This window comes from Thalassobacillus sp. CUG 92003, from assembly GCF_013618635.1.
Taxonomy (GTDB): Bacteria; Bacillota; Bacilli; order Bacillales; family Halobacillaceae; genus CUG-92003.
Genome location: NZ_JABLSJ010000003.1, coordinates 182,729 through 208,440 on the forward strand (window position 1 = coordinate 182,729; position 25,712 = coordinate 208,440).

Genomic DNA, 25,712 nt, shown 5'->3' on the forward strand with positions numbered 1-25,712 from the left:
TTTTACCACCTAGCCCATTTCAATATTTAGATTCTAATCCGCTTTTTCTTTCAATCCACGTGGTGTTACAGAGTTTTCAAGCTTCTTCAAACAGAAATCCGCTAATAGCGCCAACCCCGCTGCCGGTATAGCACCAGCCAAGATCAATTCATTCCGCATAAGCGATACGCCACGAAATATCATTTCTCCTAAGCCTCCGGCACCGATAAATGCAGCAATTGTCGTCAACCCGATAATCAAAATAGTTGCCGTTCTTACCCCAGCCATGATGACAGGCAAGGCAATCGGTAATTGAATCGTCCATAAAATTTGCCAATCCGTCATTCCCATGCCCTTTCCAGCATTAACTACTGTTTTGTCCACCTCGGTGATACCTGTATATACATTCCGCAACACGGGCATAAGCGCAAACATCACAAGCGCAATAATCGTCGGAGTTGTTCCAATCCCGACAAATGGGAGAAGAAACCCGAACAAGGCGATGCTTGGAATGGTTTGAAAAACGCCTGTTATTCCAATAACGGGATCCGCAATTTTCTTTTTACGTGTAAGATAAATACCTAAAGGAATAGAGATGGCTAATACAATTGCTAATGATAAAAAGGATAAATAGATATGTTGATAAATAGCTTCTACGACCATGCCTGTTCTATTGACAAACACATCAATCAGCAGCGAAAAAGTACCTGGTTGATCTTCCATTTTTATAACCTCCTATTTTACAACTATTTTTTCTTTTGCTGTTAAACAGCGCAGAATCGTTTTTTCCGTTACAACTCCGTGGAGTTTATTTTCGCTTGTCACAACAGGGAGCATTGCTTGTGCTCCTTCGCCAAGCAAATGCTTTAACGCTTGCTTCCAATTCTCCTCTGGGCCTAACCTGGTAAAATCCGTGACCATTAAGGAAGCGACCAATTGATCATCTTCTAAATGAATGTACAGTTCCGTCGAACTTACTAACCCTTCTAATTCATTATCCTTGTTCACGACTGGAAGTAACGACGGAGTGGTATCTCCCAGTAAATCCCTGGCTTGAGATACCGTATAATCGGATTGCAACACTTTCTTCGGCTGAGACATGACATGGTTGACCTGCCGTTCAAATCCTTCTTCATCAATGGCCTCGCCCAAACGTTTTTCTCCGATAAAGTCCCGCACAAAAGCATCTTTAGGATTTTTCAAAATGTTATGAGGCGTGTCAAATTGAATAATGTGACCATCCACCATAATTGCAATTCGGTCTGCTATTTTCAGAGCTTCATCCATATCGTGGGTGACGAAAACGATCGTCTTCTTTATTTCCTCTTGCAGCCGCATCATTTCTTCCTGAAGCTGCTCGCGACTGATTGGATCCAAAGCACTAAAAGGTTCATCCATAAGCACAATTGGCGGCTCAGCTGCAAGTGCCCGTATAACACCTATCCGCTGCTGTTGACCGCCGCTTAATTCGGAAGGAAATCGGTCCCTGTATGTGTCTGGATCCAACCCCACCATCTGCAACAACTCATCGGTCCGCTTTTTATATCGATCCGCTTTCCATCCTTTCAACTTAGGTACGAGCGCAATATTCTTAGCTATAGATAGATGCGGAAACAGACCGATTTGTTGGATAACATACCCGACATTACGCCGTAACTCCACCGGATCATGTTCTGCGATATCTTTTTCGTTCATGTGAATGCTGCCGGATGTAAGTTCTATTAAGCGATTGATCATTTTCAAGCATGTGGTCTTTCCACACCCACTTGGACCGATTAAACAGACGAGTTCCCCTTCTTTCACTTCGAAGTTAATATTGTGTAAGGCTACATGTTCACCGAACTCTTTGCGGACATTTTCGAATCGAATCATTCTCTTCCTCCTCATGAATATAATGCCCTAAAGCCCTTCTTCAGCCAGTCATAAGTGCTGCCTCTTCAGTTAACAGAGCTAGGACTAAGTGAGGAGTCTATTTGGAATAAAGATTGAACCATACAATCTACCCCTCTTGCCACATCTTCATAATCCGTCCATTCTTCAGGGCAGTGACTTTTACCATCCTTACTTGGAATAAAGAACATGGCGATCGGACTAATATTAGCCATTTGATTAGCATCATGCCCAGCTCCACTTGGGATTCGATGTGTGTGAACTGCCTGCTGACTAGCTTTTTCAATAAGCGTAAGAATCTTGTCATCAACCTCGATAGGAGTGGATTGAGATAAACAATCAAATTTAATATCCACCCCTCGGCTTGATGAAATGGCAGCTGCTTTGCCTTTCAACTTAGTCATTACCCCCTCAAGCGTCTCAATAGCTAAGCTTCTTACGTCTATGTCTAGGTTAATTTCACCGGGGATAACGTTTGAAGCGTTCGGTTTTACGTTTAAACGCCCAACGGTCCCCACAACCCCTTTTTCCCACTCTTCCTGACAAATCGCTTCCAGAGCAAGGTTCAGTTCTGAAGCAGCTGTAAGCGCATCACAACGTTTATTCATCGGCGTGGTACCGGCATGATCCGGCTGTCCAATTACATTGACTCGATACCGGTGAATCCCGACAATGCCGGTTACAATACCTACCGTCTCGTCCATTTGCTCAAGAACGGGGCCCTGTTCGATGTGCATTTCTAAATATATGGATACTTCTCCGATTTGTCTTGCTTCCTCGCTAATATGCTCCGGTAGACCTCCAGCTTGTCGAATCCCTTCGCTTAGTGTTTCTCCATCAGGACCTTTGCGCTCCAACATGTTGGTCGTTAAGTTATTGACAAGCCCTCGACTTCCGATTGTGGAAATTCCATATTCACTTGGCTCCTCTGCAGTAAAATCAATAACCTCAAGGGTATGGTCAAGCCGTTTGCCTGAGGTTTGCAAAACACGTACCACTTCTAACGCTCCAACGACACCAGCTATTCCATCAAATCGTCCGCCTCCCGTTACCGTATCAATATGGGAACCTAAAACAATTGGAGCAAGGTCTGGCTTCTTCCCTTCCCATCGGCCAATTAAATTTGACGATGCATCTACATGGGTCGTTAACCCTAATTCTTCCATTTGCTCTCTCAGCCACTTCCTAGCGTGTTGATATTCTTTCGTAAATGGCCGGCGTGTCCAACCCGGCTTTTCCTGATCAATAAACGTCGCCAGTTTTTCAATATACTGTTGCAAACGAGCAGATTTACCGGATAATAGTTCCTCACTCATGCTTTCAACCACCTTTCTGACAGGATGCTACGTGTAATGCTCCTATACAAGTTTCCACACCACTTGTAGGCACCTGCGCGAGAATAACTAGCTTACTCAAATTTAATTCTCAAATATTGAGAATATATTCTTTATTTGCAGGACTTTATTTGAATGAAATTCTATCACAGACTTAAAGTGCATTTCAATCAAATATTTAGAATTTTTATTTTAGTTTGAATATTAAAAAAGATAACTATCGTTTATGTAACCCCTGTTATTCGCGCTCCATTCAGAATTAAATCAATTGACTTTGCGATAAAATTTTTTTTAGAAAGTCAAGTTGCTAAGAAACCAACAGAAGTTGTTAGCTAAATTAGGTAGACTTCAACCATAACGATCCCTTCCGTGTTAACAAAAAAAGAGACCGCCGAGTCGCACTCGACAGTCTCATGGCGCACTATTTTTTTATACCACTTGATAAACAATTTCGCGATCCCAATGGCGGTGGGCCGCTACAGCTTCGGCAAACTCTTTAGCAAAGGCTTGCATGTCATCTCCTGTTACGACACCTGCGCTGCCTGTCAAGTTATTGTTTTGCAACCAGGTTACGCCTTCATGAGTCGCACCGATTGGTTTAAAGTGCGAGAACGCTTCGTTGATGAAGTAGTTGGCTGCTTTATAAAAGTCTTTGCTTTCATTGTCGCCGCCAACGGCATATATGGCATCAAACAAGACGGATTCGCTGGTTAAGAAGGTGTGATCAATCTCAGCTTCTGCTCCGTCCACAGCTTTTTTCACGCCGAGTTTATCACTGATAAGCTCAGGCTGAATACCTTGGGCTTTCAACTCATTAATAACTGTCATCAAGTCTTCGCCTTTGAAGCCATCATCCACGATGACACCGACTTTTCGGGTATCTGGTTTGTACGTCATGTTTTCCTGGCTCAATGCTGGCGATGATTTGGTAACATCCGATCCGCCGCTTTGAGGTGCTCTGGCCCCAATATTTTCAGCAACGGCCGTAGCCAAATCAAGGCTGACATTTGCAAACATATCAATGACTTGCTGTTGCACTGATCCACTTTCCAGCTTCCCGAGTTCGAAACTGAATGCATTGGTGATGTGGTCTTTTTCCACATCGCTCATGCTGTTCCAGAATAACGTCGCTTGAGAGAAGTGGTCTTTAAAGCTTTCACTGCGAGCCTGGATCTTACGGCCATCCACTTTTTCTTGATAGTGGACATATCCGCCTTCTTCTTCAGTGGCAGGCTCAGGTTGATTATCGGCCAGTGAGTTTTTATGATAACTGACTTGCCCCTTGCTGATCGTCTGGCGCATAAAGCCATCGCGCTGATTATTGTGGAATGGGCAGACCGGCTTGTTAATCGGCACCTCATGGAAGTTTGCGCTGCCGAAGCGGTTGATTTGCGTATCCGTGTAAGAGAAGAGCCGTCCTTGCAACAGCGGATCGTTGGAAAAGTCGATGCCTTTTACCACGTTACCCGGATGGAAAGCGACTTGCTCGTTCTCAGCAAACACGTTATCAACGTTGCGCGTAAGGGTCATTTTTCCGATTTTTTTAACCGGCACGTCTTCTTCCGGCCATACTTTGGTCGGGTCAAGGATATCGAAATCAAACATGAACTCGTCTTCTTCTTTTATAATTTGAACGCCCAGTTCATATTCTGGGTAGTTTCCATTATCAATCGCTTCGATTAAATCGCCACGGTGGAAGTCAGCATCTTTACCGGAAAGCTTTTGCGCTTCATCCCACACAAGGGAGTGCGTACCAAGCACTGGTTTCCAATGGAATTTGACAAAGTGCGCTTCCCCTTTGGCGTTTACTAATCGGAACGTGTGGACGCCGAAACCTTCCATCATCCGGAAACTACGCGGAATGGCGCGGTCTGACATCGCCCACATGACCATATGCGCTGATTCCTGGTTATTGGCTACGAAATCCCAGAACGTATCGTGAGCAGAAGCCCCTTGTGGCATGCCTGTATGCGGTTCTGGTTTAACGGCATGAACTAAATCCGGGAACTTAATGGCATCTTGAATGAAAAATACGGGGATGTTATTTCCTACTAAATCAAAGTTACCTTCGTCTGTGTAAAACTTGGTCGCGAAGCCTCGCACATCGCGTACCGTTTCAGAAGAACCTTTAGAACCTGCTACAGTAGAAAATCTTACAAATACGGGGGTTGTTTTTGATGTATCTTTTAAAAAGTCGGCATCCGTGTAGTCTTCCATAGACTCGTACAGCTGAAATTCGCCGTGAGCTGAGAAGCCTCTCGCATGCACCGCGCGCTCTGGAATACGCTCGTGGTCAAAATGCGTCATTTTTTCACGGAAATGAAAATCTTCCATTAGCGTAGGACCGCGTTCGCCAGCTTTTAATGAAAATTCATCTTCCGAAACCTTCTGGCCTTGATTCGTCGTCATCTTACCTTCGTCTTTTGTACTATGTTTCTCAAGCTGTTCCTCTTTTTTGTTTTGCTTCTGGTGTTCATCACTCATACATATTCTCCTCCTTATAAAAAATATGTAATTTCTTACGTAACTCTTGTTCCCGATAACACCACACTAAAACATCATATTTAGAATTCTTATAAAAAAATAATCGTTATTGAACACAAAAAAGAAACACCCGGCTCTTTTCAAATTCCCCGTTTTGTACCAGGTACGCATCATTATAGGGGATTCGGGGAAATTACTATGGAGACTGTTTGTGAGGTGATCTTACTTGGATTTGATTGATATTTTGATTCGGACGACGGTGTCGTTAGCTGTGCTGTATATCTTGTGTCGGAGTCTAAGCAAAAAACTTATTTCACATATGACCTTCATCGACTTTGTGGCGGGAATCACCATTGGCTCGATTACGGCAGATGTTGTAATAAGTACAGATACCCCATTTATAACTGGCCTAACCTTGCTCGTCGTATTTGCCATGCTCATTCTTCTCCTCGATGTTTTATCATTAAAAAGTTTCCAAATTAGAAAAATACTTAAAAGCAAACCATCCGTTCTCATTCGCAATGGTAAAGTGCTCGAGGACGAAATGACTAAAGTACGGTTCTCGATTGATGAACTGCTCCATCAACTCAGAAAAAAGAATGCTTTCTACTTGGATGAAGTCGAAGCAGCCATTCTTGAGACAGATGGGTCGCTTAGTGTTTTGAAAAAGCCAGCTAAGCAACAGGTCACCATGGGGAGCTTGAATATCTATCCGTCCTCCCGGGGCATTCCGCACGTGTTCATCATGGACGGTCAGATCCTTTCGTCCGGCTTAGCAGCGCTAGGAAAAGATATTGACTGGGTAAACGCTATATTGAAATCCCATAATGTCACGGCCATCAAAAACGTGATGGTGGCTCAAATCGACCAAACAGGCCGTGTTTACTTGGATACGAAGCAAGATGATCTATCTTCAACCCTGCAAAATTGAGGGCACACCTATCTGAATAGACATAAGCCTTTCCACTCATCCCCTGACTTTCATAGAATAAGATATCGACTAAAAGGTGGTGAAGTTATGAGCTGTTTCGGAGGTTTTGGTGGCTACGGCCCGAATAACGTTGGCGGTTTTGGCGGCTATGGTCCTAACAATGTCGGCGGATTCGGCGGCGGCTGCGGCAGACGCAGGGGTACCGGCGGTTTTGCGTTAATTGTTGTCTTGTTCATCCTGCTCATTATCGTGGGCGTTGCGTTTGTAAAATAACTCCCAAAATAGATAAGACCTTTTTCTAACCCTTTAGCGCATGTGCGTTAAATCCTTAAAAAAAGCCAAGGCATCTGCTTTGGCTTTTTTTTATGGTGCAGGCGCACGCGTATCGCGATTCAACGGAATAGAATAAAAAATATGGGGAGGAGGATAACCAGCAAAAGAAGCACAGGAAACAACGTGCTATTCGTTTTGATTCTTGGTCACTAACAACTTCCATATAAAATAGATCAGAATCGTCACGCCAGAGATGACTGCTATCATAAACGCCATATCCTATTTCTCCTTTATCACGCTATCCCTCCTGCTCCTTCAATGGGGTGCTCGATTTTTTCCATTTTGAAATCAGACCATATCGCGGAGAGAATATCCAGGTGAGCAAAAATATAACCCCTCCCATCATGGCCATGGACCCTGATATTGATACATCCCACCAAAGCGCCGCATAGTATCCTGACACGGCACTGAGCACGCCGACAAGGGCACTGATCGCGAGCATCGCATCAAGCCTGTCGGTCAGTAAGTAAGCGCAGGAGCCTGGAACGACGAACATGGCGACGACCAGAATGGCACCGACCGCATCAAATGAGCCCACGGCTGTCAGGGAAACCATTGTCATGAGGAGATAATGGATAAACGTAACCGGCAAACCGATGGTGAGCGCTAGAGCGGCATCAAAGGATGTAATCTTCAATTCTTTATATAAACCGATGATGAATAGCAATGTCACGACGGTAATCCCAAGCAGTGTCGCTGTTGCTTTGGGAATCTCTGCCCCAAAAATAACGATCGTATTCCAGGGAACAAATGCGATTTCCCCCATCAATGCATGATTCACATCCAGGTGAACATCTTTCGCAAAGAGGGAAATAAGGATAACGCCAATGGCAAAAAGCGTCGTAAATACGATGCCAATCGAAGCATCCTCGGGAACACCTGAAGCGTACAACCATTGAATAAAAATCGTTGTCGCCAGGCCAATGACAGCAGCTCCGATTAACATATAGATGCTATTTAAACTTTGCGAAACTAAAAAGGCTAAAACAATGCCAAGCAGAACGCTATGACTGATGGCGTCGGCCAACATGACCATGCGACGCACGATTAAATAGCAGCCAATCATCCCGCAGCTAATGCCCACTAAGCTCCCTGTCAGCAAAATCCAGGCTTCATATCCCATTTATGCTCCCTCCTTTCGATAAGACCCGGTAGTTTTGGCGGCTATGCCCTTTTTATGAAATGTCCATTGAGCGATCATCCCCCGCTTCGGAGCAACGATCAAGGAGACCACAAACATGCACGAGGCTGAAACGACGATTAAGGGTCCCGTTGCCAGACCAAGACCTAATGTACTGATGAGCGTACCTGATACGCCGGAAATGGCTCCGATCAACCCCGATATCCATACCATCACCCCTAAAGAATCGGTCCAATACCGTGCGGCCATTGAGGGAATGATAAGCAAAGCGGCCATCAAAATGACACCGACTGCTTGAATCCCAATCACAACGGTTACAACTAGCAAAGTCGAGAACAAGGTTTCCAACACGCCTAGCGGCAGTCCGATTCCTTTGGCAAATTCGGGGTCAAACGTAATCAGTTTCAATTCTTTGAACAGGATAAACGTGGTGACGATGAGCACAGCAGCTGTGCCGCCCATCAAATAGACATCAGATCCCGTCATAGAAGCGGCCTGCCCGAAAATGAAATCGTCCAAACCGCTCTTGTTCCCGGAGCTTTGCTGCGATACTTTCGTCAATAAAACAATTCCGATTCCAAAGAACACCGAGAGAACGAGACAAATGGCAGCATCCTGTTTCAAACGTGTTGTAGACGTAATCAACTGGATAAGGTACATGGCGAGCAATCCCGAAACGGTAGCACCGATAATCAAAGCGAGAAACTGTTTTTCACCAATGATAAAGAAAGCGAGGCAAATCCCTGGCAATGCAGCATGGGCGACGGCATCACCGACCAAACTCTGTTTCCGTAAGAGGGCGAAGCTGCCCAGCACCCCGCTGGCAATCCCAAGCAGCATCGTGCTTAACACGACCCACTGGGTATTCGAATCATGAAGTAAGGACTGAATAATTTGCTCCATTCCCTATCACCTGCCAACCATTTCTGTCTGGTTTAAAAATGATAAATGACCGCCGTAGGTTTGTTGCAGTTGTTCCATTGTAAAGACCTCATCGGTTGGCCCACAGGCGATCTGTTGTTTATTCAAAAGCAGCGTCCAATCGAAATATTCCGGCACGGTCTGCAAATCGTGGTGGACGACGACCACCGTTTTGCCGCTTTCTTTTAAATCGCGTAATAACGCAATGATGGCCCGCTCAGTAGCCGCATCTACCCCCACGAAGGGTTCATCCATGAAATAGACATCCGCATCTTGCACTAGGGCACGAGCTAAAAATACCCGTTGCTGCTGTCCGCCGGATAACTGACGAATCTGCCTATGTTTATAAGCGCTCATACCGACTTTTTCCAGCGCTTCCTCAGCCAGAGCAACATCGGATTTAGACGGACGCCTAAACCAACCGATATGTCCATACCTCCCCATAAGGGTTACATCAAGGGCATTTGTAGGAAAATCCCAATCCACTGTGCCGCGTTGCGGAACATACCCGACTGTTCTGTTTTTCGGCTTGTAGGCCTCTCCTAAAATCTTAACGTCCCCCGCACTCTTTTGAGTCAAGTCGAGCATCGCTTTGATGAGCGTCGATTTCCCCGCCCCGTTTGGTCCAACCACAGCCATAAGTATCCCTTTAGGAACGGTAAATGATATGTTCTCCAGGACAGGCTTTTGATCATAAGCAACCGTTACATCTTTTACTTCTACCGCTTGATTCACGTTGACTCCCCCTTTATTTCAGTGCTTTCACAATCGTGTCTACATTATGCCGGTACATGCCAATGTACGTACCTTCTTCTGTTCCGTCTTCGCCCATCGCGTCAGAGTATAATTCACCGCCGATTGTGACGTTGTGGCCTTGTTTCTCTGCTCCTTTAATGACTGCATTGATTGATTTTTCAGAAACACTCGATTCTATGAAGACTGCCTTAATGTTTTTTGAAACAAGTGTACCTACTAAGTCTTGAATATCTGCCAATCCGTATTCAGCGTCCGTGGATAAACCTTGAAGGCCCTTCACTTCCATATCGTAGGCATTGCCAAAATAATTAAATGCATCATGCGCCGTGACGAGGACACGTTGGTTTTCCGGAATGTTAGCCGTTTGCTCCTTGGCGTAATCATGAAGCTCATCCAACTCTTCAAAATAAGCTTCTTCATTCTGTTGATACGCCTCAGCATGCGCCGGGTCTTCTTCAGATAATGTATCGGTTATGTTAGAAATCGCGGTTTTCCAAATCTCAATATCGAACCAGATATGTGGGTCTGTTTTATTGTCATCTTCCATATCTTCCCTCAACACATCATCTGGCAATGTATCACCTATCGCTACGGTCGGGGTGTGATCCGACATGTTTTCGAAAACCTCGTGCATTTGCCCTTCCAAATTCAATCCGTTATAAAAAATGACTTCAGCATTTTGAAGTTTTTTCAGATCACTTTGGGTCGCCTGGTATAAATGAGGGTCAATCCCCGGACCCATCAAGCTTACTACTTCAACATGCTCGCCCCCGATTTCTTCCACTGCATTTCCGATTTGAGCAATCGTCGTCGTGACCTTTATTGTCTCATCCTCCGATGAGCCCCCTGAAGACGAGTCAGAGGAACAAGCTGAAATCATCGCAACGGTGAGCATGCCTGCAAACATCTTGAGTCCATACTTCATGTCAATCTCTCCTTTTTCCTAAGAGCTATTTTTTTTATTATAGTTATAAAAGTTTACTTTGTGCAACTTTATCGTATTAATCAAAAAATAGCAAGACATTTTGCTGAACGTCTTTGGGAACACAGAGAAAAGCGTACGTATGACCTACGAACCTCCCTGCGTACCAGCTCATAAAAAAAACGCCCACCCACTGCGTAATCGCAGCAAATGGACGTGAGATAACTTTTTCATTTGAAATGTCTAACAGTTTTGTTCAAGATGAACCACCCGTTCTGGGTTATGTACGTTCAGCCAATTCTCAGCTTCAGCGAGCAGCCAGGCGCCAAACCTTTCAAGAAATGGCAATAAGAGCTCGGGCTGACAAGAAGGGTTAATCGCATACACGAGGGCGGTTTTCATCTCGGGTTCCTTTTTTGGGTAATGCTTAGCAAACAAAGTGTAGGCCGGATATAAATCCCGGGTGTATGTATGTTCATGCATCATGACAAGCGCCAGGCCGCATCTAACCATCATTTTCATGATCCATTCACAGCAGTCTTCAACTTCAGCTTCATCTTCATTGTCTGTTAAATCTGACGCAGCCTGATGGAGTTGTGAGCGTATATGGATAATGTGATCGTTCGCAAGCGCACGATCGGCTTGGTAAGGCGGCAGTTGCTGCTGTACGTTTTCTCCATAAACACACACACTATAAGTTTTAACCATAAACGGAATGATCCCGAATCGACGTGTATCCAACAGATTGTCCAACGAACTAAAAACTATCTCTATGCCGTTTACAAACGGATAAGCTTCTTTCACTCTGGCTTCAGCTCCCCTTTCCCAATCTAATGGAAGCTCTTCCGGCTGAGAATAGGTGAGCACGATAAGATCGATATCGGAAACACCGGCAATGCCTAATCCTCTCGGTAATGACCCTCGCACATAAATACTATGAATATCATTCGGTAACGCCTGGAGGCAAATGTCTAAAACCGTGTCGATGGCTGAGCGGAAGGTATGATCGATTTTGGCCAATTCTGATTCATTGATTAAATGCCCTTCTTCATTGACACGGTATACATGTCCTATTTCTTTTATATCAGTCATATGATCCCCCTCATTGGATTGCGCCAGGGCGCTGTTGGATTCCTTCTTAAACCATTATAAAGAGGGATATCCCTAAAAACACGAAAACGGCAAGAAGACATTGAATGATAACGCCGACGATACTGCACACGAACCCGGACGTGGCCATGCCTTTCCCGCTTGCACCTGTCTCCTGGATGCCCTTGATTGTTTTCCTGGCCAAGATGATACCTATGATTCCGATGACCAACCCGATAAATGGTAAGACAATCGCAAGAATGCCTAAGGTTAGAGATAGGCCTGCCATTGTATTTGTCTGGTTTTGCTCACTCATCGATCTGCCTCCTTCATAAAACATCAGTCATACATCATCGTACGTGATTGCCCACAAAATTCAACCATTTTATCCCATTTGTTCCCGAGGGGGACGTTTTAATATATGCAAACAAAAGCCTTGAGAGTCGATCGGGAGACACAAAAAAGCAGGTGCTCTCTACGAAAAAGAAAGGCACCTGGAAACTCGATTTATTTTATTAATTTGTCCACGTGTACTCCTGCCCCCAGCTTTCGCGAGCAAGCGATGCAATTTTCTCTACAATGTCATCATCAACAGCTGAGGGGTCTCCTTGTTCATAAGGATTGTAATGGAAAGCATATAAGCGTGAAGCGAATTCATGAAATGGCAGCGATGACTCGCCTTCTTTTTCACCGTTCCCTTGCACTTTCGGTTCAATCCCTTGTCCCCAATTTTGTGAACTGTCATTATTCGGGTTGTAGAAATACACCCGGTACTTCCCGTTTGCATCCTGGTCAATCCGCTGAATCGTAATGGCATGGAAACCGAGCATTTTCCCATACACAGTGGTAACACAAATGCCGACTGGATTCGGATAGATCAACTCATGCCCCTCATTGTATTCAGGGTGGTGCGTGGCATAAAATAAGCGGACGAAACCGTTAAAGTCGGTCACGTTCTGCGTCAATTGATCAAATACTTTTCCAAATCCTTTTGGCACCCAGTCGCCGTAAAAGGCCGGGTTGACCCATTTATGGGGGTCATCCCCTCTGAATTGCACGCGACGCATCATGTCAGCGTATATACGATCAAGATGAGGAACTAAAATGAGGGAAACAGGATCAAGCTCTTCATGCAATTCTGGAGCTAGTCCGCCAGTCAAATTCTTGGAATGAATCGACTCACCCTCGAACGTCATATTAATGTCGCCATCTCTTGCCGCCCTTGGAATTTGCTCAAGCAAATAGCCTGGATCATGAATGGACCAGAGGCTGATTGCCCGTGCACTTTGACAGGTAGGGTTCAATCCTTGTCCAATACCCAACGGCTGGCCGAGCACACTCAAAACTCCTGCGACCATGATATTGTTTGCCGTCAAGCCGTCATGTTCGGCAAAAGCATCTAGTAGGGTCTCGCGCACATCCTGCTGGACGTCCAATTCTATCAATCGTCGCAACCCAGGAATGACGGGATGATGGGACAAAACGCTGCGTTCCAATAACCGGGCCAAGCCATATAACGATTGACGTGTCGGAATATGGATCGCGACCTTGATCAATTCGCTGATGACGGATTGATGTTCTGCCAAACTCGCTGCTCCCTTTTCATTTAAGTTGAGCGCGGTCGGCAGAAGTTCTGATTTTGAGGAATTAAGGTGGCGCACCAACACGACATGATAGGGAGAAACGAGTCCTGTAGCTCTCATCGATTCACCAAATGTTCTGGCTTCGCGCGTTAATTCCTCTTCCGACAGTTCCTGCAATTGCTTTCGGTAGTCACTGAACTTGGGGTGCTCCTCGCTAAGCTTGGTCAATTCAGCCGTCGCATCGTGGTAACGCTGGATTTCTTTACGCTCTTTTTCATCTACATCGCTGTGCAAGAGCTGTTCTGCCTTATCTATCATAAGTAAAATACGGTTGACCATAATAGGCCGCTGCGCCGTTAATCGTTTAATTTCTGTGATTAACGTGCCCGATACAGCTAATAAAGACATTTCATCGACGATCAGCTTGAACAGGTTTTGGGCACGATCTGTCTCTTTGCTGCTCTCAATCCGTGACTCCTCGGATTCTTCCGGAAAAATATAATCAAGGTTTAGGGCCATCACTTCATTCAAATAGGACTTAGCCATTTCTGAACTTAATTCGCCATGTTCATATTTTCCTTGGGCGATGGCGAGCATGCGCAATTCACTTAATAACGTGACAATCGATTCGATGCCTTCGACCCTCAAAGAAAGATTCACTAAATTGGGCTGCAATTTAGAAGGGTCTTCCCAGGGACCCCCTTCAAACACGCCTGCCTGATCGAATTGATCAGCGTACTCGTACAACTTTTGAACGCCTTCATAGGAGCGGGCAAGCCGGTTTGCTTCTTGAAATAAATCATTCTGATACAATTTTTTGGCATACGGTTTTGCGTTTTTCAATCGTTCAAAGGCTTGCTCAAAACGATCTGAGTGATTTAATTGCATAGCCATTTCATGTTGTCCCCTTTATATATAGAAATCATACTTGCTGTAATCCATTAACGGTTGTTTGACATGATCAGGGTTTTCATGATGGAAATAGACGACTCCATGAGGCGATCCGAACCCTTCGCTTTTCATAACTTTACGATCTTCCGGCGTAAACATCGTGTGTTTATTGAACCCAGGGTGATTCTCTAATTCTTCTGGCACGACAAGTCCTTGAATTTTGTTGACCCGCGGGTATACCATTAAGCTCCCTGTGTGGCCTTTAACTTTTCGCTCATTCGGAAAAAGTTTACTGAGCTCTTTTTCCGTGGTATTAGGATCACAGCACAGAATATGCGCCTGGAATGGGTTAAACCCATAGGATTCGGCAATCAAATCAAATATGTTGCCCCCTGGAATTCTGAACGCAACTTCAATGAAGTTAATGACGCCATCCTCCGTCAGAAAAAATTCCGGGTGAATAAATCCGTTTTCAATTTCAAACGAATCAATCAACTGTTGAACGGCCTTACGTATCATGGGGCGTTTCTTCTCAATTTCTGGAGAAGGCGGAACCATCATGGAATAACCAAACTCAACATATTCCGTAATGTTCAAAAACTTGATTTTACCGTTCCGGATAAACACCTCACAGGAAAATTGTGAACCATCCAAATGGCTCTCCATCAAACAAGGAAATTGATCATCTGTCAAATCGCTTTCAATTTGCCTCGGATCTCGAATCACCCTATGACCTACATCTCCTGCCTTATCAAACGGCTTAATATGGATTGGATCGTTTTCGTCTCCCTCATTTTTCAGAAGGACATCATTCACACGCTTAAGAAATTCGCTGACTTCGGCTCTATTGTTGGCTTCTTCAAAAATACCGATTTTAAGGCCGCCGATTTGAGCCCTTCTTTTCATTTTGGCCTTGTGCCGAAATAACAAAGAATGATGGAATTCCCGGGGATTTTCTTTTAAGAGGGCATTTAAGGCGCCCGCCCATTCCACAGTGTCCTCAAAAATGGGAATGACGTGCTCCACGCCTGCCTGTTTCAAGATGTCCGCGAGTTCTCTTGATCGCTCATAAACTTGCTCCATTGGTGTTTCCTTCATGGCCGTCTCAAAATCCCAACCAATAAAAGGAATGTCATACTTCTTAGCATATTCTTCAAAACCAGGCAGACTGACGACGACAAATGGACGCTTCAATTCATCGATGGCTTCAATCGATTGCAGGCTCCATCCTATTAGTGCAATTTTCTTGTCTTTTTTCTCAGTACTCAAGTCAGAAGCACCCTCCTTCTATAATCACCATTAGATGGTTAACGAATTTAACAACATCTATTATCTTTGCCGATAACACCCCACTTAATGCATGAAAACAGAAGGAGAATAACGTTTTTTTGCACGTTTAGAGAACACAAATTAGAGCACCATCTTTAAAAGAAAAAATAAGAGCGGAAAAGTTAACAATATCGTCACTGTTGTATTTCCTCTACTAATGAATTAACGGTCATTTTTCGATATACTCAAGATGAATCATTATTTTTATGAGATGAGGAATTATTGTGCAAATTAACAAACATTTCAATTATGTCCCCTGGGTCGTCGGGTTGTCGATTGCGATCAATGTCATCGTTGTGGCGTTGTTATTCATCCCTGAAATCGAAAACGGCACCAGCTTTAATATCAAGCTGCTGCCTTTATTGAATGCGATCTTAAATTCATTCACGTTCGTGTTTTTGCTGGCTGCCTTATTCATGATCTTACGGAAAAACGTCACTTGGCATAAACGGTTTATTTTCGCTGCATTTACAACCACAGCTTTATTTCTTGTATCTTATCTGACCTATCACTCCATGTCTTCCTCAACGTCATACGGGGGAGAAGGCTTGATCCAATCGATTTACTATTTCATTTTGATCACGCATATCGTCCTGGCAGCAGCCATTGTGCCGCTAGCATTAATCACGCTGTTCCGCGGATTGGCTATGAAGGTGGATAAGCATCGCAAAATAGCTCGATGGACGATGCCGATTTGGCTGTATGTCAGTTTAACCGGCGTCATCGTCTATTTGATGATTTCGCCGTATTATTGAATTTAGTGTAGAAGACATGGGGAGAAGATATTGAGACGTAAAAAAAGAAAATTGATTTAATTTCAATTGCTATCATTAGCGTAGTCAAAACACGGAGACTCCAACGGGAACAGCGCGAGCCGAAGATCCCGCAGAAAAGCGTTCTTTGCTTTTCGAGGAAGCTGAGGCCGTGCCCGTGGAAAGCGAAGTGTTTTGACGGAGCGGTAAGAGAGCGCCTTTCTTGGCATACAAAAACTCCGAACTGATCTCAGGGATCGTTCGGAATTTTTGTGTTTATTTCTATTTTGTTTCTAGGTGGAAGATGGAAGTTGTTTCTCAGAAATGATGACTCCTCGTTTGGCCATTTCAGCTATATAGAGATCGCCGGGCACTACTTGTTCAGGCGGGTACACGCCTCTTTTAGCAATGGTGGCATTTCCGATCATTTGCGCGACCACGGAAATGGTGTTGGCCGTAGCGCGAGCCATCGCCGTCACCTGATTCGTACGATCCTTGTACGTCACCATTTCATATTGATAGAGGGTACCGAGCCCGCCTTTCTTCCCTCCAACTTGAACACGCAATAGTACTGCATCATCTTTATCCTTCAAAGCCACGATTGGATCCAGAACTTTTAACACCACCTCACGCGGCTTAATTTTCACACCATGCACATCCACTTCATAGTCATTACGCGTTAATTTTAAATCGACCAGCAACTTCATCTTTTCGGCGTGACCGGGGTAGCGGATTGTTTTGTATTCCAGCGTGTCAATATCCGGATAAGACGTCAATAAGGTTGATGTGCCGCCTGATGTATGAAAAGCTTCCAATGGTCCGAAACGTTCGAAATACAGGGGCTCTCGTTCAGTAAGTGAGGGAACCTCCACTTTTTTCCCGTGCCTAATAATCGTCGAAGGATCCGTATAATGATCGAACAGCCCTTCCATGGAAAAGACATGATTGTATTCAAGCGGGGGCTCCGGCTGCACCGGAATTCCTCCGACAAATAAACGAATGGCGTTGACCTGATCAAGTTTGCTCACGCCGAACCCCGATAAGATGTTGATCATACCTGGAGCAACACCGAGATCCGGGATGAGCGTGACTTGAGCTGCTTTCGCTTCTTTATCAAGTTCCAGCACATGATCCGTGACGTGACCAATATGACCGCCCAAGTCGACTGAATGAACACCGGCATCAATCGCAGCCCGCGCCACTGTTTCGTTAAACGAGTAAAACAGGGCATTAATAACAACATCAAATTGTTTAATAAACGCGGTGAGTTCTGCCATGTTTCCGGCATCCACCTGATACGCGTGAATTTTCGGCGAGTTAAGCGATTGACAGACAAGCTGTGCTCGTTTCACATCGATATCAGCGATTCCGACTTCAATGACGCCCGGGCTGTTGACTAGATCACGCGCCGCTTCTTTTCCCATTAACCCCGATCCAAGAACTGCTACTTTCATACACTGCACTCCCTCATAGCGAAATTCCTAAAGACCACTACCAAACCTAATCTACATCAATTTGAGCCCGCTGCAGCTTTCCGCTGAAATCGACGTACACCGCTTTCCATTCCGTAAACACGTCTAATGCTGCGACGCCGGAGTCACGATGGCCATTCCCCGTCCCTTTTGTGCCGCCAAACGGTAAATGGATTTCTGCTCCAGTAGTGCCGGCGTTCACATACACAATGCCGGTGTCTAAATCACGTTGAGCCGCAAAGACTTTGTTCACATCACGGGTAAAAATTGAACTGGATAATCCATATTCGACGCTGTTGTTGACCTCAATGGCTTCTTCAAAGCTCTTTACTGGAATAAGTGAGACGACCGGACCAAAAATTTCTTCCTGTGCAATCCGCATGTTTGCGTCTACATTTGTAAACAACGTTGGAGCAAAGTAGTTCCCTTTGGCATGCTCCCCGTCATTTAAAACGTAACCCCCTGCCAATAATTTGGCTCCTTCTTGGACCCCGACTTCAATATAGCTTTTCACTTTTTCTAAACCGCCTTGATTAATGATGGGACCGACTTTAATCGATTCATCGAGTCCGTTTCCAATCGTGAGTTTTGCAATTTCCTGCTGCAAACGTGCTTCAAGTTCCCCTTTTAAACTGTCATGCACAATGACTCTGCTGCATGCCGTACAGCGTTGCCCGCTCGTGCCGAATGCGCTCCATATTATCCCTTCTACCGCCAGGGAAAGATCGGCATCGTCCATGACGATTACGGCGTTCTTGCCGCCCATTTCCAGCGACACTTTTTTCAAACGTTGCCCGCATTTTGATGCTATATTCCGGCCCACATCATTGGAGCCCGTAAATGAGATAACGCGGATATCATCCTGCTCGATCATCGCTTCGCCTACCGTGGAACCCGCGCCGAACACCACATTGACAACGCCCTTAGGCAGACCAGCCTCTTCGAAAATTTTGGCTAATTCATAAGCCATGAGAGGCGTCTCAGTAGCCGGTTTCCACACGACGGCGTTTCCGGCAACAATGGCCGGGAATGACTTCCACGTCGCAATCGCTATAGGAAAATTCCAAGGCGTAATGATCCCCACAACACCCACCGGAGCGCGCACACTCATGGCGAACTTGTCATTCAGCTCAGCAGGCGTCGTTTGTCCAAATAACCGTCTGCCTTCACCCGCCATATAAAAGGCCATGTCAATGCCTTCCTGTACTTCCCCCCGCGCTTCTTCAAGCACTTTCCCATTTTCCATCGTCAATAATTGCGATAGGGTCTCTTTCCGTTCCTTCATCATGCTCCCTACGCGATAAAGGACTTCCGCTCGTTGTGGAGCTGGAACGAGCGCCCATGTCTTTTGCGCTTTTTTGGCAGCTTGTGTTGCCGCCGCCACATCCTCGTTAGTAGATAAAGGCACCTGGACGAGCGTTTCCAATGTAGCGGGATTGATGACAGGCGTATGCTCCCCAACCTCTGGCTCTAACAATTTACCATCTATGAAATTTTGCAGCTTCTCCACTTTAATCAAATCATGACTCATCGTTGTTCCTCCTTAACATGCGTTCATTTTTGACGTGCTCTTATTTGCTCAATGGTCGAAGACGGTGAAATTTGTTCAGGGTCACTTTCAACTTCAATGACGACCGGTTTGGTGCAATTCAGCGCTTCAAGGATGGCCCGTTCAAATTCATCCGGACTGCGCACGTAATAACCTGCAGCCCCTAATTGATCTGCCATTTCTGAAAATGGGACCTTTCCTAAGCTCGTTCCGATGGGTTTAAACGGATAATGGATTTCCTGATGCATCCGAATCGTTCCATACATGCGATTGTTAAATACAATGCTGATGATGGGGATGTTGCACCTCACCGCGGTCTCCAACTCTTGCATCGTCATCATGAAACCGCCATCTCCAGAAAGGGAGACGACCGTCCGACTCGGCAATGCCAATTTAGCTCCTAATGCAGCCGGCATCCCGTAACCCATAGCCCCTGAAGTGGGCCCGATATAGGTGTGCTTTTGTTTGAACTGATAATACGTATGCAGCCAGCCTGCAAAGTTTCCGGCATCATTCGTAAGGATTGCATCTGCCGGTAAGCGCTTCTGGAGAATGGTTACCATCTGATGCATCGCAGTCAAGCTGCCATCTTTTTCACGCAGGGACGCTTCATATTCCCGTCTGCGCTCCCCGGCCCAGTCAGCCCAAGTCGACGGAAGAGTCATGCTTAACAGAGACGTCAAGCCTTCTGCCGCATCAGCTACAACCCCCACATCCGGCGAAAAAACGGTTCCCAGGGTCTGATCATCAATGTCGATATGAATAAGTGCTTGATCCTTGCTCAGTATGCTGTAATCTTGTGTCGTCACCTCCGACAACCGCGTTCCGATGGCTATCACTGTATCCGATTCTTGAACGGAGCCTAACACGTTCGCATGTGTCCCTAACCCCAAATGTCCGAGGTAAAGCGGATGGTGGTTCGGAAACACATCATGCCGCCTGAAAGCGGCCATAACCGGAATCGTGTACTTCTCGGCAAACTGAAGCAACGCCTCTTCTGCCCCTGACGATTTCACCCCTCCACCAGCGATGATCAATGGGCGCTTCGCGGTGTGAAGCACCTTTTCTATCGCCGCTACTTCTGACTGACTGGGACGCGGTGACGGCCGCACAACAGGTTTTCCAAACGTCATATCAGCCTGTTTTTTCAATACGTCTTCTGGTAACGAAACAACGACAGGGCCGGGGCGACCTGTTTGGGCGATGCGAAAAGCCCGTTGCACGAGTTCCGGCACCCTGGATGGCTCATGTATTTCCACCGTCCACTTGGCAATCGGATCGAAAAATCGTGGCACGTCCACCTCTTGAAATCCTTCTCTATCACGAAACTGGCTATGAACCTGTCCTAGAAACACAACCATCGGCGTCGAATCCTGGTAGGCTGTGTGAACACCAATAGCAAGGTTGGAGCCCCCCACTCCCCGGGTCGCCATAACAACGCCGGTTCTTCCGCTTGCTTTGGCATAGCCCTCAGCCATAAACGATGCGCCACCTTCGTGCCGGTTGGAAATGAGCTCGATTGCAGGTTCATCACGAATCGCATCCATAACAGGGAGATAGCTCTCCCCTGGCACACAAAACACTTTCGTTACCTTTTCCAGCTTGATGCACGCCACGATAGCAGCCGCGCTCGTTAACCAGGCATGATTTTTCATCACGGCGCCCCTCCTGACTTCAGCTGTTTCATACGGTCCGCAGCTTCATTCAACCGGTTCGAAGGCACAGATAGTGAGATGCGCACATACCCTTCCCCGCGCTTTCCGAAGGCTGTTCCCGGCGTAAGAATGACTCCTGCCTCGTCCAGCATTTTTTCTGCGAATGCCTGGGATGAATACCCGTCTGGAACCTTTGCCCAAAGAAAAAATGTGCCGCGCGGTTTTTCCGCTTTCATCCCCATTTCTTCCACAGCTGCATGCATCGTCTCCATCCGCTTCTGATAGATTGCATTGTTGGCTGTCACGCAGGAAAAATCACTGTTTAATGCAGTCGCGCCCGCTTTTTGAATCGGTAAAAACTGACTCGTATCCATGTTGCTTTTCACCGTAGATAAGGCACGTATGAGCTCCGCGTTGCCCACTACGTAACCAATGCGCCAGCCCGTCATATTGAAACTTTTCGATAATGAACCGAATTCAACAGCGACGTCTTTTGCTCCCGGCACTTGCAAAATGCTTGGTGCCTGATAGTCAGCAAATGTCACGAGGTCATACGCAGCGTCATGCGCCACACAAAAATGATGGTTTTTAGCGAAGGCAACCGCTTCATCGAACGTGTCCAACTCTACCGTAGCACCAGTCGGGTTGCTCGGATAATTTAACAACATCAGCTTCGATCGCTCCAAATCAGGACGTGAAACCGCATGAAACGCGGGTGCATAACCCTTCTTCTCATCCAAAGGAAGTGGAATGCCTCGTCCATACGCAAGATGAACAGCCGATTCATAAACGGGATAGCCAGGGTCAGGAATCAGGACCCCGTCGCCAGGATTGATGACTGCACTGATCATGTGAGCGATTCCTTCCTTCGATCCGATCAACGTCAGAACCTCTGTTTCCGGATCAAGCCTTACGTTGTAATGCTTGTGATAGAAATCAGCTACAGCTTGTCTAAATTCCAGACACCCTCCATAAGGAGAATATTTATGGTTCTCCGGTTTATGCGCTTCTTCAGTTAATCGTTGAATAATGAAGGAAGGCGTCGGCAAATCCGGTGCACCGATCCCTAAGTCAATCACGTCTATACCCTGCTGCTGTAGCGCTTTCTTTTTTTGCTGAAAAATGGAAAACAGATAAGGAGGTAAACTATTCACTTGCTCAGATCCATACGTCATCCTTCCATCCCCCAAATCACAATTAAGTCATGTCATATTCATGTATGTCTGGTTTGGCTCATTGTTCTATCCTATTAAGCAAAAACACATTTCATGATAGCGTTATTTCACCATCCACCCGACCAACCATCCCCATCATAAAATCCCACTCCACCGAATAAACTGTACCGGAATGAACATGCACGTGAAGAAGTGTGAAGAAGAGGAAGAGGGCGGAAGAGGCGTACCTGGTACCAAAAGAGCAAAATGAAAAGAGCCGGGTGTGCCATGAGCAAACATGGCACACCCGGCTCTTTTGAAAAACATGATTTGGTACCAGGTACGCGTCAATAAAGATAGAAAGGATGTGAGGGATGTGACGGTTTCTTTGCAGGGGGTGCGGGTTTTGGATTTGACTCGGGTGCTGGCGGGGCCTTATTGTTCGATGATTTTGGGAGACCTGGGTGCCGATGTCATTAAAGTAGAGGCACCTGGCGGTAGTGATGAGACCAGAAAATGGGGGCCGCCTTTCCAGGCAGGTGTGAGTGCCTACTACCTATGCGCCAACCGAAATAAAAAAAGCATTACCGTCAATTTAAAATCGCAGGAAGGCAAAGCCATCATAGAGAAACTCGCGGCTAAAAGTGACGTCATCCTCCACAATTTCAAAACAGGAACCATGGAACGCCTGGGCCTGGATTATACAGCGTTGAAAACCATCAACCCCCGCCTCGTGTACTGCGCCATCACGGGCTTTGGCGAAACCGGCCCTTATAAGCACTTACCTGGTTACGATTTCATCATCCAGGCGATGAGCGGATTCATGAGCATCACAGGAAATGAAGCATCCGGCCCCCAGAAAATGGGCGTCGCCATCACCGATATTTTAACAGGGCTGTATGCTTGCATCGGCATTCAGGCTGCTTTGCTCGAGAGAACTCAGTCAGGCCAGGGGCAAAAAATTGATCTCTCCTTATATGATTCAGCTGTAAGTGCGCTCATTAACATAGGAAGCAATTACTTAATGTCAGGGCACATCCCTGAACGACTTGGCAACCATCACGCCAACATCGCCCCCTATCAAACCTTTCGCTCCAAAGACGGGGAAATGGTTATCGCGATTGGGAACGATCAGCAATTCGCTTCACTCTGCGAGATGATCCACCGTCCTGAATTAGCCAACGAGGCGCGATTCCGCTCGAATCCGGACCGCGTAGCCAACCGAACTGAACTCACCGCCATCCTGCAACAAGCTTTTTCCCAGCAGCCGACAAGCGTTTGGCAAGACACGTGCAGGCAGTCCAACATCCCATTCGGCCCCATTCAAACGCTGAAGGACTTGGAAGAAGATCCCCAATTGAAATCCCGAGACATGTTCGTCTCAGCTGAACACCCCAAAGCAGGCAGGGTGAAAATGATCGGCAGCCCCTTAAAGCTCTCTCGAACGTCCACCAAGGTGAAGCGCCATCCTCCCGATCCAGGCGAACACACCGATGAGATTCTACAAGCGTTAGGGTACGAACAAAGCGTGATTGATGAATTAAGGAAAACGAATACGATTTAAGGAGTGTTTTGCATGAATTTTGAATTCAGTGATGAACAACGCATGCTGCGAAAAACGGTCAGAGACTTTGTAGATAAAGAAATCATGCCGTTTATCGGGGAATGGGACGCGAAAGGGCATTTTGACACAGGTGTTTTATCGAAACTGGCCAACTTAGGTCTCATGGGTGTTTGTATACCAGAGAATTACGGCGGAAGCGGCATGGACTACAACGCTTTAGCCATTGTGTGTGAAGAATTAGAACGGGGCGATACGGCCTTCCGGACAGCGGTCTCTGTTCATACGGGGCTTAACAGCATGACGCTCCTCCAATGGGGAACAGAACACCAAAAGCGATCATACCTAATTCCGCAGGCAAAGGGAGAAAAAGTAGGAGCATTTGCTTTGACCGAACCTGGCGCAGGCTCCGATGTCGTGGCGCTCCAAACGACGGCCAAAAAATCCGGAAATGATTACATCCTGAATGGGCAGAAAACGTGGATTTCCCTATGCGACTCTGCTGATCACTTCCTCGTCTTTGCCTATACCGATAAAAGCAAAAAACACAACGGCATCTCGGCGTTCATCGTGGAAAGAACGGGCGAAGGATTTTCGTCTAAAGCCACAAAAGGGAAACTCGGGATTCGCGCCGGCAATACAGGGGAGTTATTTTTTGATAACGTCAGAATTCCCGAATCGAATCTCCTCGGAGAAGAAGGTGACGGTTTTAAAATAGCGATGGCCGCCCTAGATAACGGCCGTTTCACCGTTGCCGCCGGTGCTTGCGGCCAAATCATGGCGTGTATGGAAGCAAGCGTCGATTACTGCCACGAGCGTGAAACATTCGGTAAAGAAATCGGCAAACATCAGCTCGTCCAACAAATGATTGCCCGGATGGAAGCAGGCTTGCAGATGAGCCGTCTGCTCGTCTATCGTGCCGGCGAATTAAAAAATAAGGGTGTCCGCAATACACGCGAGACCTCTCTCGCAAAATGGCAAGCCTGTGACTTCGCAAACCAAGCTGCCGACGATGCTGTTCAAATCCACGGGGCCTACGGTTACTCGAACGAGTATCCAGTCGAACGCTACCTCCGCAATTCAAAAGCCCCCGTCATTTATGAAGGAACACGCGAAATCCATACCATCATGCAAGCGGAATATGTGTTGGGCTATCGTCAGGATAAACCGCTTAATAAAATGCTTCCTGCTTGGCATGCAGACAATTAACTCATTAAATGAGCGCAATTCCGGTCCGCCGAATTGCGCTCATTTATTTATCCCTCGTGATATGCAACTATGTGGAAGTTCTCCCTTTAACTAGTGCTCTCTGACTCGGACCTCCATACCTTCACATTATTCTTCCTATACCCTCGATTGCATCGCTCCGAAATCACGTGTCGTCGCTCCCCGCTCATTTATCGTCGGTCACACCTCTTTTATCATCACTGCACCCTTCCCTTCATTTATTTCGCTTTTCATGCTTCCCAACTTTTCTGCAGCTTGCGAATGTAGACTATCTGGCCAATGTGATAGGCGTTATGTGTCGTTACATTTCCTATGATCTCCCACCATTCAGCATGGACCGGAATCCCCTTGACTTCTTTATTGATTTTTTCTTCTCTAAGTAAGCTTTGCCATTGTAGTAACACATTAAGAAGCTGTTCTTTTAACTCAATGAACGTTTTCGCCTCAGGAATCAAAAAACTACTGCTATTATCCTCTATGCGCGGAACAGCTTTGACGTGGGCGTTTTGATATCTGACTTGCCAGGTTTCATTCCAATAAATCAGATGCTGCGTTATTTCAGCGATACAGTGGCTATTTTCATTTGGACTCCAAAACGCGTCTTCTTCTGACAATTTTTCAACTGAATCCTGGAAAGAGACATACCAACTAGGGTCATTGGCGTTAGCTAACAGTTGATCCAATAATACTTCGTTTGCTTGAACCATAATTTTATCCACCTTTCTTTTGTCAACTGTTAAACACTTCTCCGCTCAAACT

At 46.1% G+C, this 25,712-nt stretch carries 22 protein-coding genes; 5 read left to right on the forward strand and 17 right to left on the reverse strand.

The window, feature by feature from the left end; all coding sequences use genetic code 11:
- Nucleotides 1-33: 33 nt before the first annotated feature.
- The 4 genes from HOP45_RS05670 to HOP45_RS05685 all read right to left on the reverse strand — a co-directional run bounded on the left by HOP45_RS05670 (nt 34) and on the right by HOP45_RS05685 (nt 5,687).
- Nucleotides 34-702 carry an ABC transporter permease gene (locus HOP45_RS05670; RefSeq protein WP_181347950.1) on the reverse strand — a complete coding sequence of 223 codons (669 nt, stop codon included), beginning with the start codon at nt 700-702 and terminating at the stop codon, nt 34-36.
- Between the two features lie 12 nt (nt 703-714).
- Nucleotides 715-1,851, reverse strand: coding sequence for a betaine/proline/choline family ABC transporter ATP-binding protein (locus HOP45_RS05675; RefSeq protein ID WP_181347951.1), 1,137 nt, complete (start codon nt 1,849-1,851; stop codon nt 715-717).
- Nucleotides 1,852-1,916: 65 nt separating this feature from the next.
- Complete coding sequence (locus tag HOP45_RS05680; RefSeq protein WP_181347952.1) at nt 1,917-3,185, reverse strand: Zn-dependent hydrolase; 1,269 nt, start codon at nt 3,183-3,185, stop codon at nt 1,917-1,919.
- Nucleotides 3,186-3,632: 447 nt separating this feature from the next.
- Nucleotides 3,633-5,687, reverse strand: a complete 2,055-nt coding sequence (locus tag HOP45_RS05685; RefSeq protein ID WP_181347953.1) for a catalase — start codon at nt 5,685-5,687, stop codon at nt 3,633-3,635.
- 226 nt (nt 5,688-5,913) lie between these two features.
- Here HOP45_RS05685 and HOP45_RS05690 point away from each other — a divergent pair, with 226 nt between their 5' ends.
- Entirely contained in the window at nt 5,914-6,618 is a 705-nt protein-coding gene (locus HOP45_RS05690; RefSeq protein ID WP_181347954.1) for a DUF421 domain-containing protein, read from the forward strand.
- Nucleotides 6,619-6,705: 87 nt separating this feature from the next.
- Nucleotides 6,706-6,891 carry a YjcZ family sporulation protein gene (locus tag HOP45_RS05695; protein ID WP_181347955.1) on the forward strand — a complete coding sequence of 62 codons (186 nt, stop codon included), beginning with the start codon at nt 6,706-6,708 and terminating at the stop codon, nt 6,889-6,891.
- Between the two features lie 298 nt (nt 6,892-7,189).
- Here the strand turns inward: HOP45_RS05695 and HOP45_RS05700 are convergent, their stop codons facing one another.
- From HOP45_RS05700 to HOP45_RS05735, 8 genes are all read right to left on the reverse strand, one after another.
- The gene (locus tag HOP45_RS05700; RefSeq protein WP_181347956.1) at nt 7,190-8,074 is read right to left on the reverse strand and encodes a metal ABC transporter permease; all 885 of its coding nucleotides are present in this window, start codon (nt 8,072-8,074) and stop codon (nt 7,190-7,192) included.
- Complete coding sequence (locus tag HOP45_RS05705) at nt 8,075-8,995, reverse strand: metal ABC transporter permease (RefSeq protein ID WP_181347957.1); 921 nt, start codon at nt 8,993-8,995, stop codon at nt 8,075-8,077.
- 6 nt (nt 8,996-9,001) lie between these two features.
- Nucleotides 9,002-9,748, reverse strand: a complete 747-nt coding sequence (locus HOP45_RS05710; protein ID WP_370457957.1) for a metal ABC transporter ATP-binding protein — start codon at nt 9,746-9,748, stop codon at nt 9,002-9,004.
- A gap of 13 nt (nt 9,749-9,761) precedes the next feature.
- Nucleotides 9,762-10,694, reverse strand: a complete 933-nt coding sequence (locus HOP45_RS05715) for a metal ABC transporter solute-binding protein, Zn/Mn family (RefSeq protein ID WP_181347958.1) — start codon at nt 10,692-10,694, stop codon at nt 9,762-9,764.
- 240 nt (nt 10,695-10,934) lie between these two features.
- Nucleotides 10,935-11,783, reverse strand: coding sequence for a nucleotidyltransferase family protein (locus tag HOP45_RS05720; protein ID WP_181347959.1), 849 nt, complete (start codon nt 11,781-11,783; stop codon nt 10,935-10,937).
- Nucleotides 11,784-11,829: 46 nt separating this feature from the next.
- Complete coding sequence (locus tag HOP45_RS05725) at nt 11,830-12,096, reverse strand: DUF4190 domain-containing protein (protein ID WP_181347960.1); 267 nt, start codon at nt 12,094-12,096, stop codon at nt 11,830-11,832.
- A gap of 199 nt (nt 12,097-12,295) precedes the next feature.
- Nucleotides 12,296-14,257, reverse strand: coding sequence for a hypothetical protein (locus tag HOP45_RS05730; RefSeq protein ID WP_181347961.1), 1,962 nt, complete (start codon nt 14,255-14,257; stop codon nt 12,296-12,298).
- A 15-nt stretch (nt 14,258-14,272) separates the two neighbouring features.
- Nucleotides 14,273-15,523, reverse strand: coding sequence for an ATP-grasp domain-containing protein (locus HOP45_RS05735; RefSeq protein ID WP_181347962.1), 1,251 nt, complete (start codon nt 15,521-15,523; stop codon nt 14,273-14,275).
- A 281-nt stretch (nt 15,524-15,804) separates the two neighbouring features.
- On the opposite strand from HOP45_RS05735, the gene HOP45_RS05740 reads away from it, so the two are divergent.
- Nucleotides 15,805-16,338 carry a DUF420 domain-containing protein gene (locus HOP45_RS05740; protein WP_370457967.1) on the forward strand — a complete coding sequence of 178 codons (534 nt, stop codon included), beginning with the start codon at nt 15,805-15,807 and terminating at the stop codon, nt 16,336-16,338.
- A 290-nt stretch (nt 16,339-16,628) separates the two neighbouring features.
- Here HOP45_RS05740 and HOP45_RS05745 read toward each other — a convergent pair whose 3' ends face one another.
- Genes HOP45_RS05745 through HOP45_RS05760 form a run of 4 tightly spaced genes read right to left on the reverse strand, consistent with a single transcriptional unit; the run spans nt 16,629 to nt 22,186 of the window.
- The gene (locus HOP45_RS05745) at nt 16,629-17,789 is read right to left on the reverse strand and encodes a saccharopine dehydrogenase family protein (RefSeq protein ID WP_181347964.1); all 1,161 of its coding nucleotides are present in this window, start codon (nt 17,787-17,789) and stop codon (nt 16,629-16,631) included.
- A gap of 46 nt (nt 17,790-17,835) precedes the next feature.
- Nucleotides 17,836-19,338, reverse strand: a complete 1,503-nt coding sequence (locus tag HOP45_RS05750) for an aldehyde dehydrogenase family protein (RefSeq protein ID WP_181347965.1) — start codon at nt 19,336-19,338, stop codon at nt 17,836-17,838.
- Between the two features lie 23 nt (nt 19,339-19,361).
- On the reverse strand, nt 19,362-21,011 hold the full coding sequence (locus HOP45_RS05755) for a thiamine pyrophosphate-dependent enzyme (protein WP_181348169.1): 1,650 nt from the start codon (nt 21,009-21,011) through the stop codon (nt 19,362-19,364).
- Nucleotides 21,011-22,186, reverse strand: a complete 1,176-nt coding sequence (locus HOP45_RS05760; RefSeq protein WP_181347966.1) for an LL-diaminopimelate aminotransferase — start codon at nt 22,184-22,186, stop codon at nt 21,011-21,013. The genes HOP45_RS05755 and HOP45_RS05760 overlap by 1 nt, the downstream gene beginning before the upstream one ends.
- A gap of 355 nt (nt 22,187-22,541) precedes the next feature.
- Between HOP45_RS05760 and HOP45_RS05765 the strand changes: the two genes are divergently transcribed.
- On the forward strand, nt 22,542-23,729 hold the full coding sequence (locus HOP45_RS05765; RefSeq protein WP_181347967.1) for a CaiB/BaiF CoA transferase family protein: 1,188 nt from the start codon (nt 22,542-22,544) through the stop codon (nt 23,727-23,729).
- 12 nt (nt 23,730-23,741) lie between these two features.
- On the forward strand, nt 23,742-24,935 hold the full coding sequence (locus HOP45_RS05770; RefSeq protein ID WP_181347968.1) for an acyl-CoA dehydrogenase family protein: 1,194 nt from the start codon (nt 23,742-23,744) through the stop codon (nt 24,933-24,935).
- A 248-nt stretch (nt 24,936-25,183) separates the two neighbouring features.
- Here HOP45_RS05770 and HOP45_RS05775 read toward each other — a convergent pair whose 3' ends face one another.
- The gene (locus HOP45_RS05775) at nt 25,184-25,660 is read right to left on the reverse strand and encodes a DinB family protein (RefSeq protein WP_181347969.1); all 477 of its coding nucleotides are present in this window, start codon (nt 25,658-25,660) and stop codon (nt 25,184-25,186) included.
- Nucleotides 25,661-25,712 lie beyond the last annotated feature (52 nt).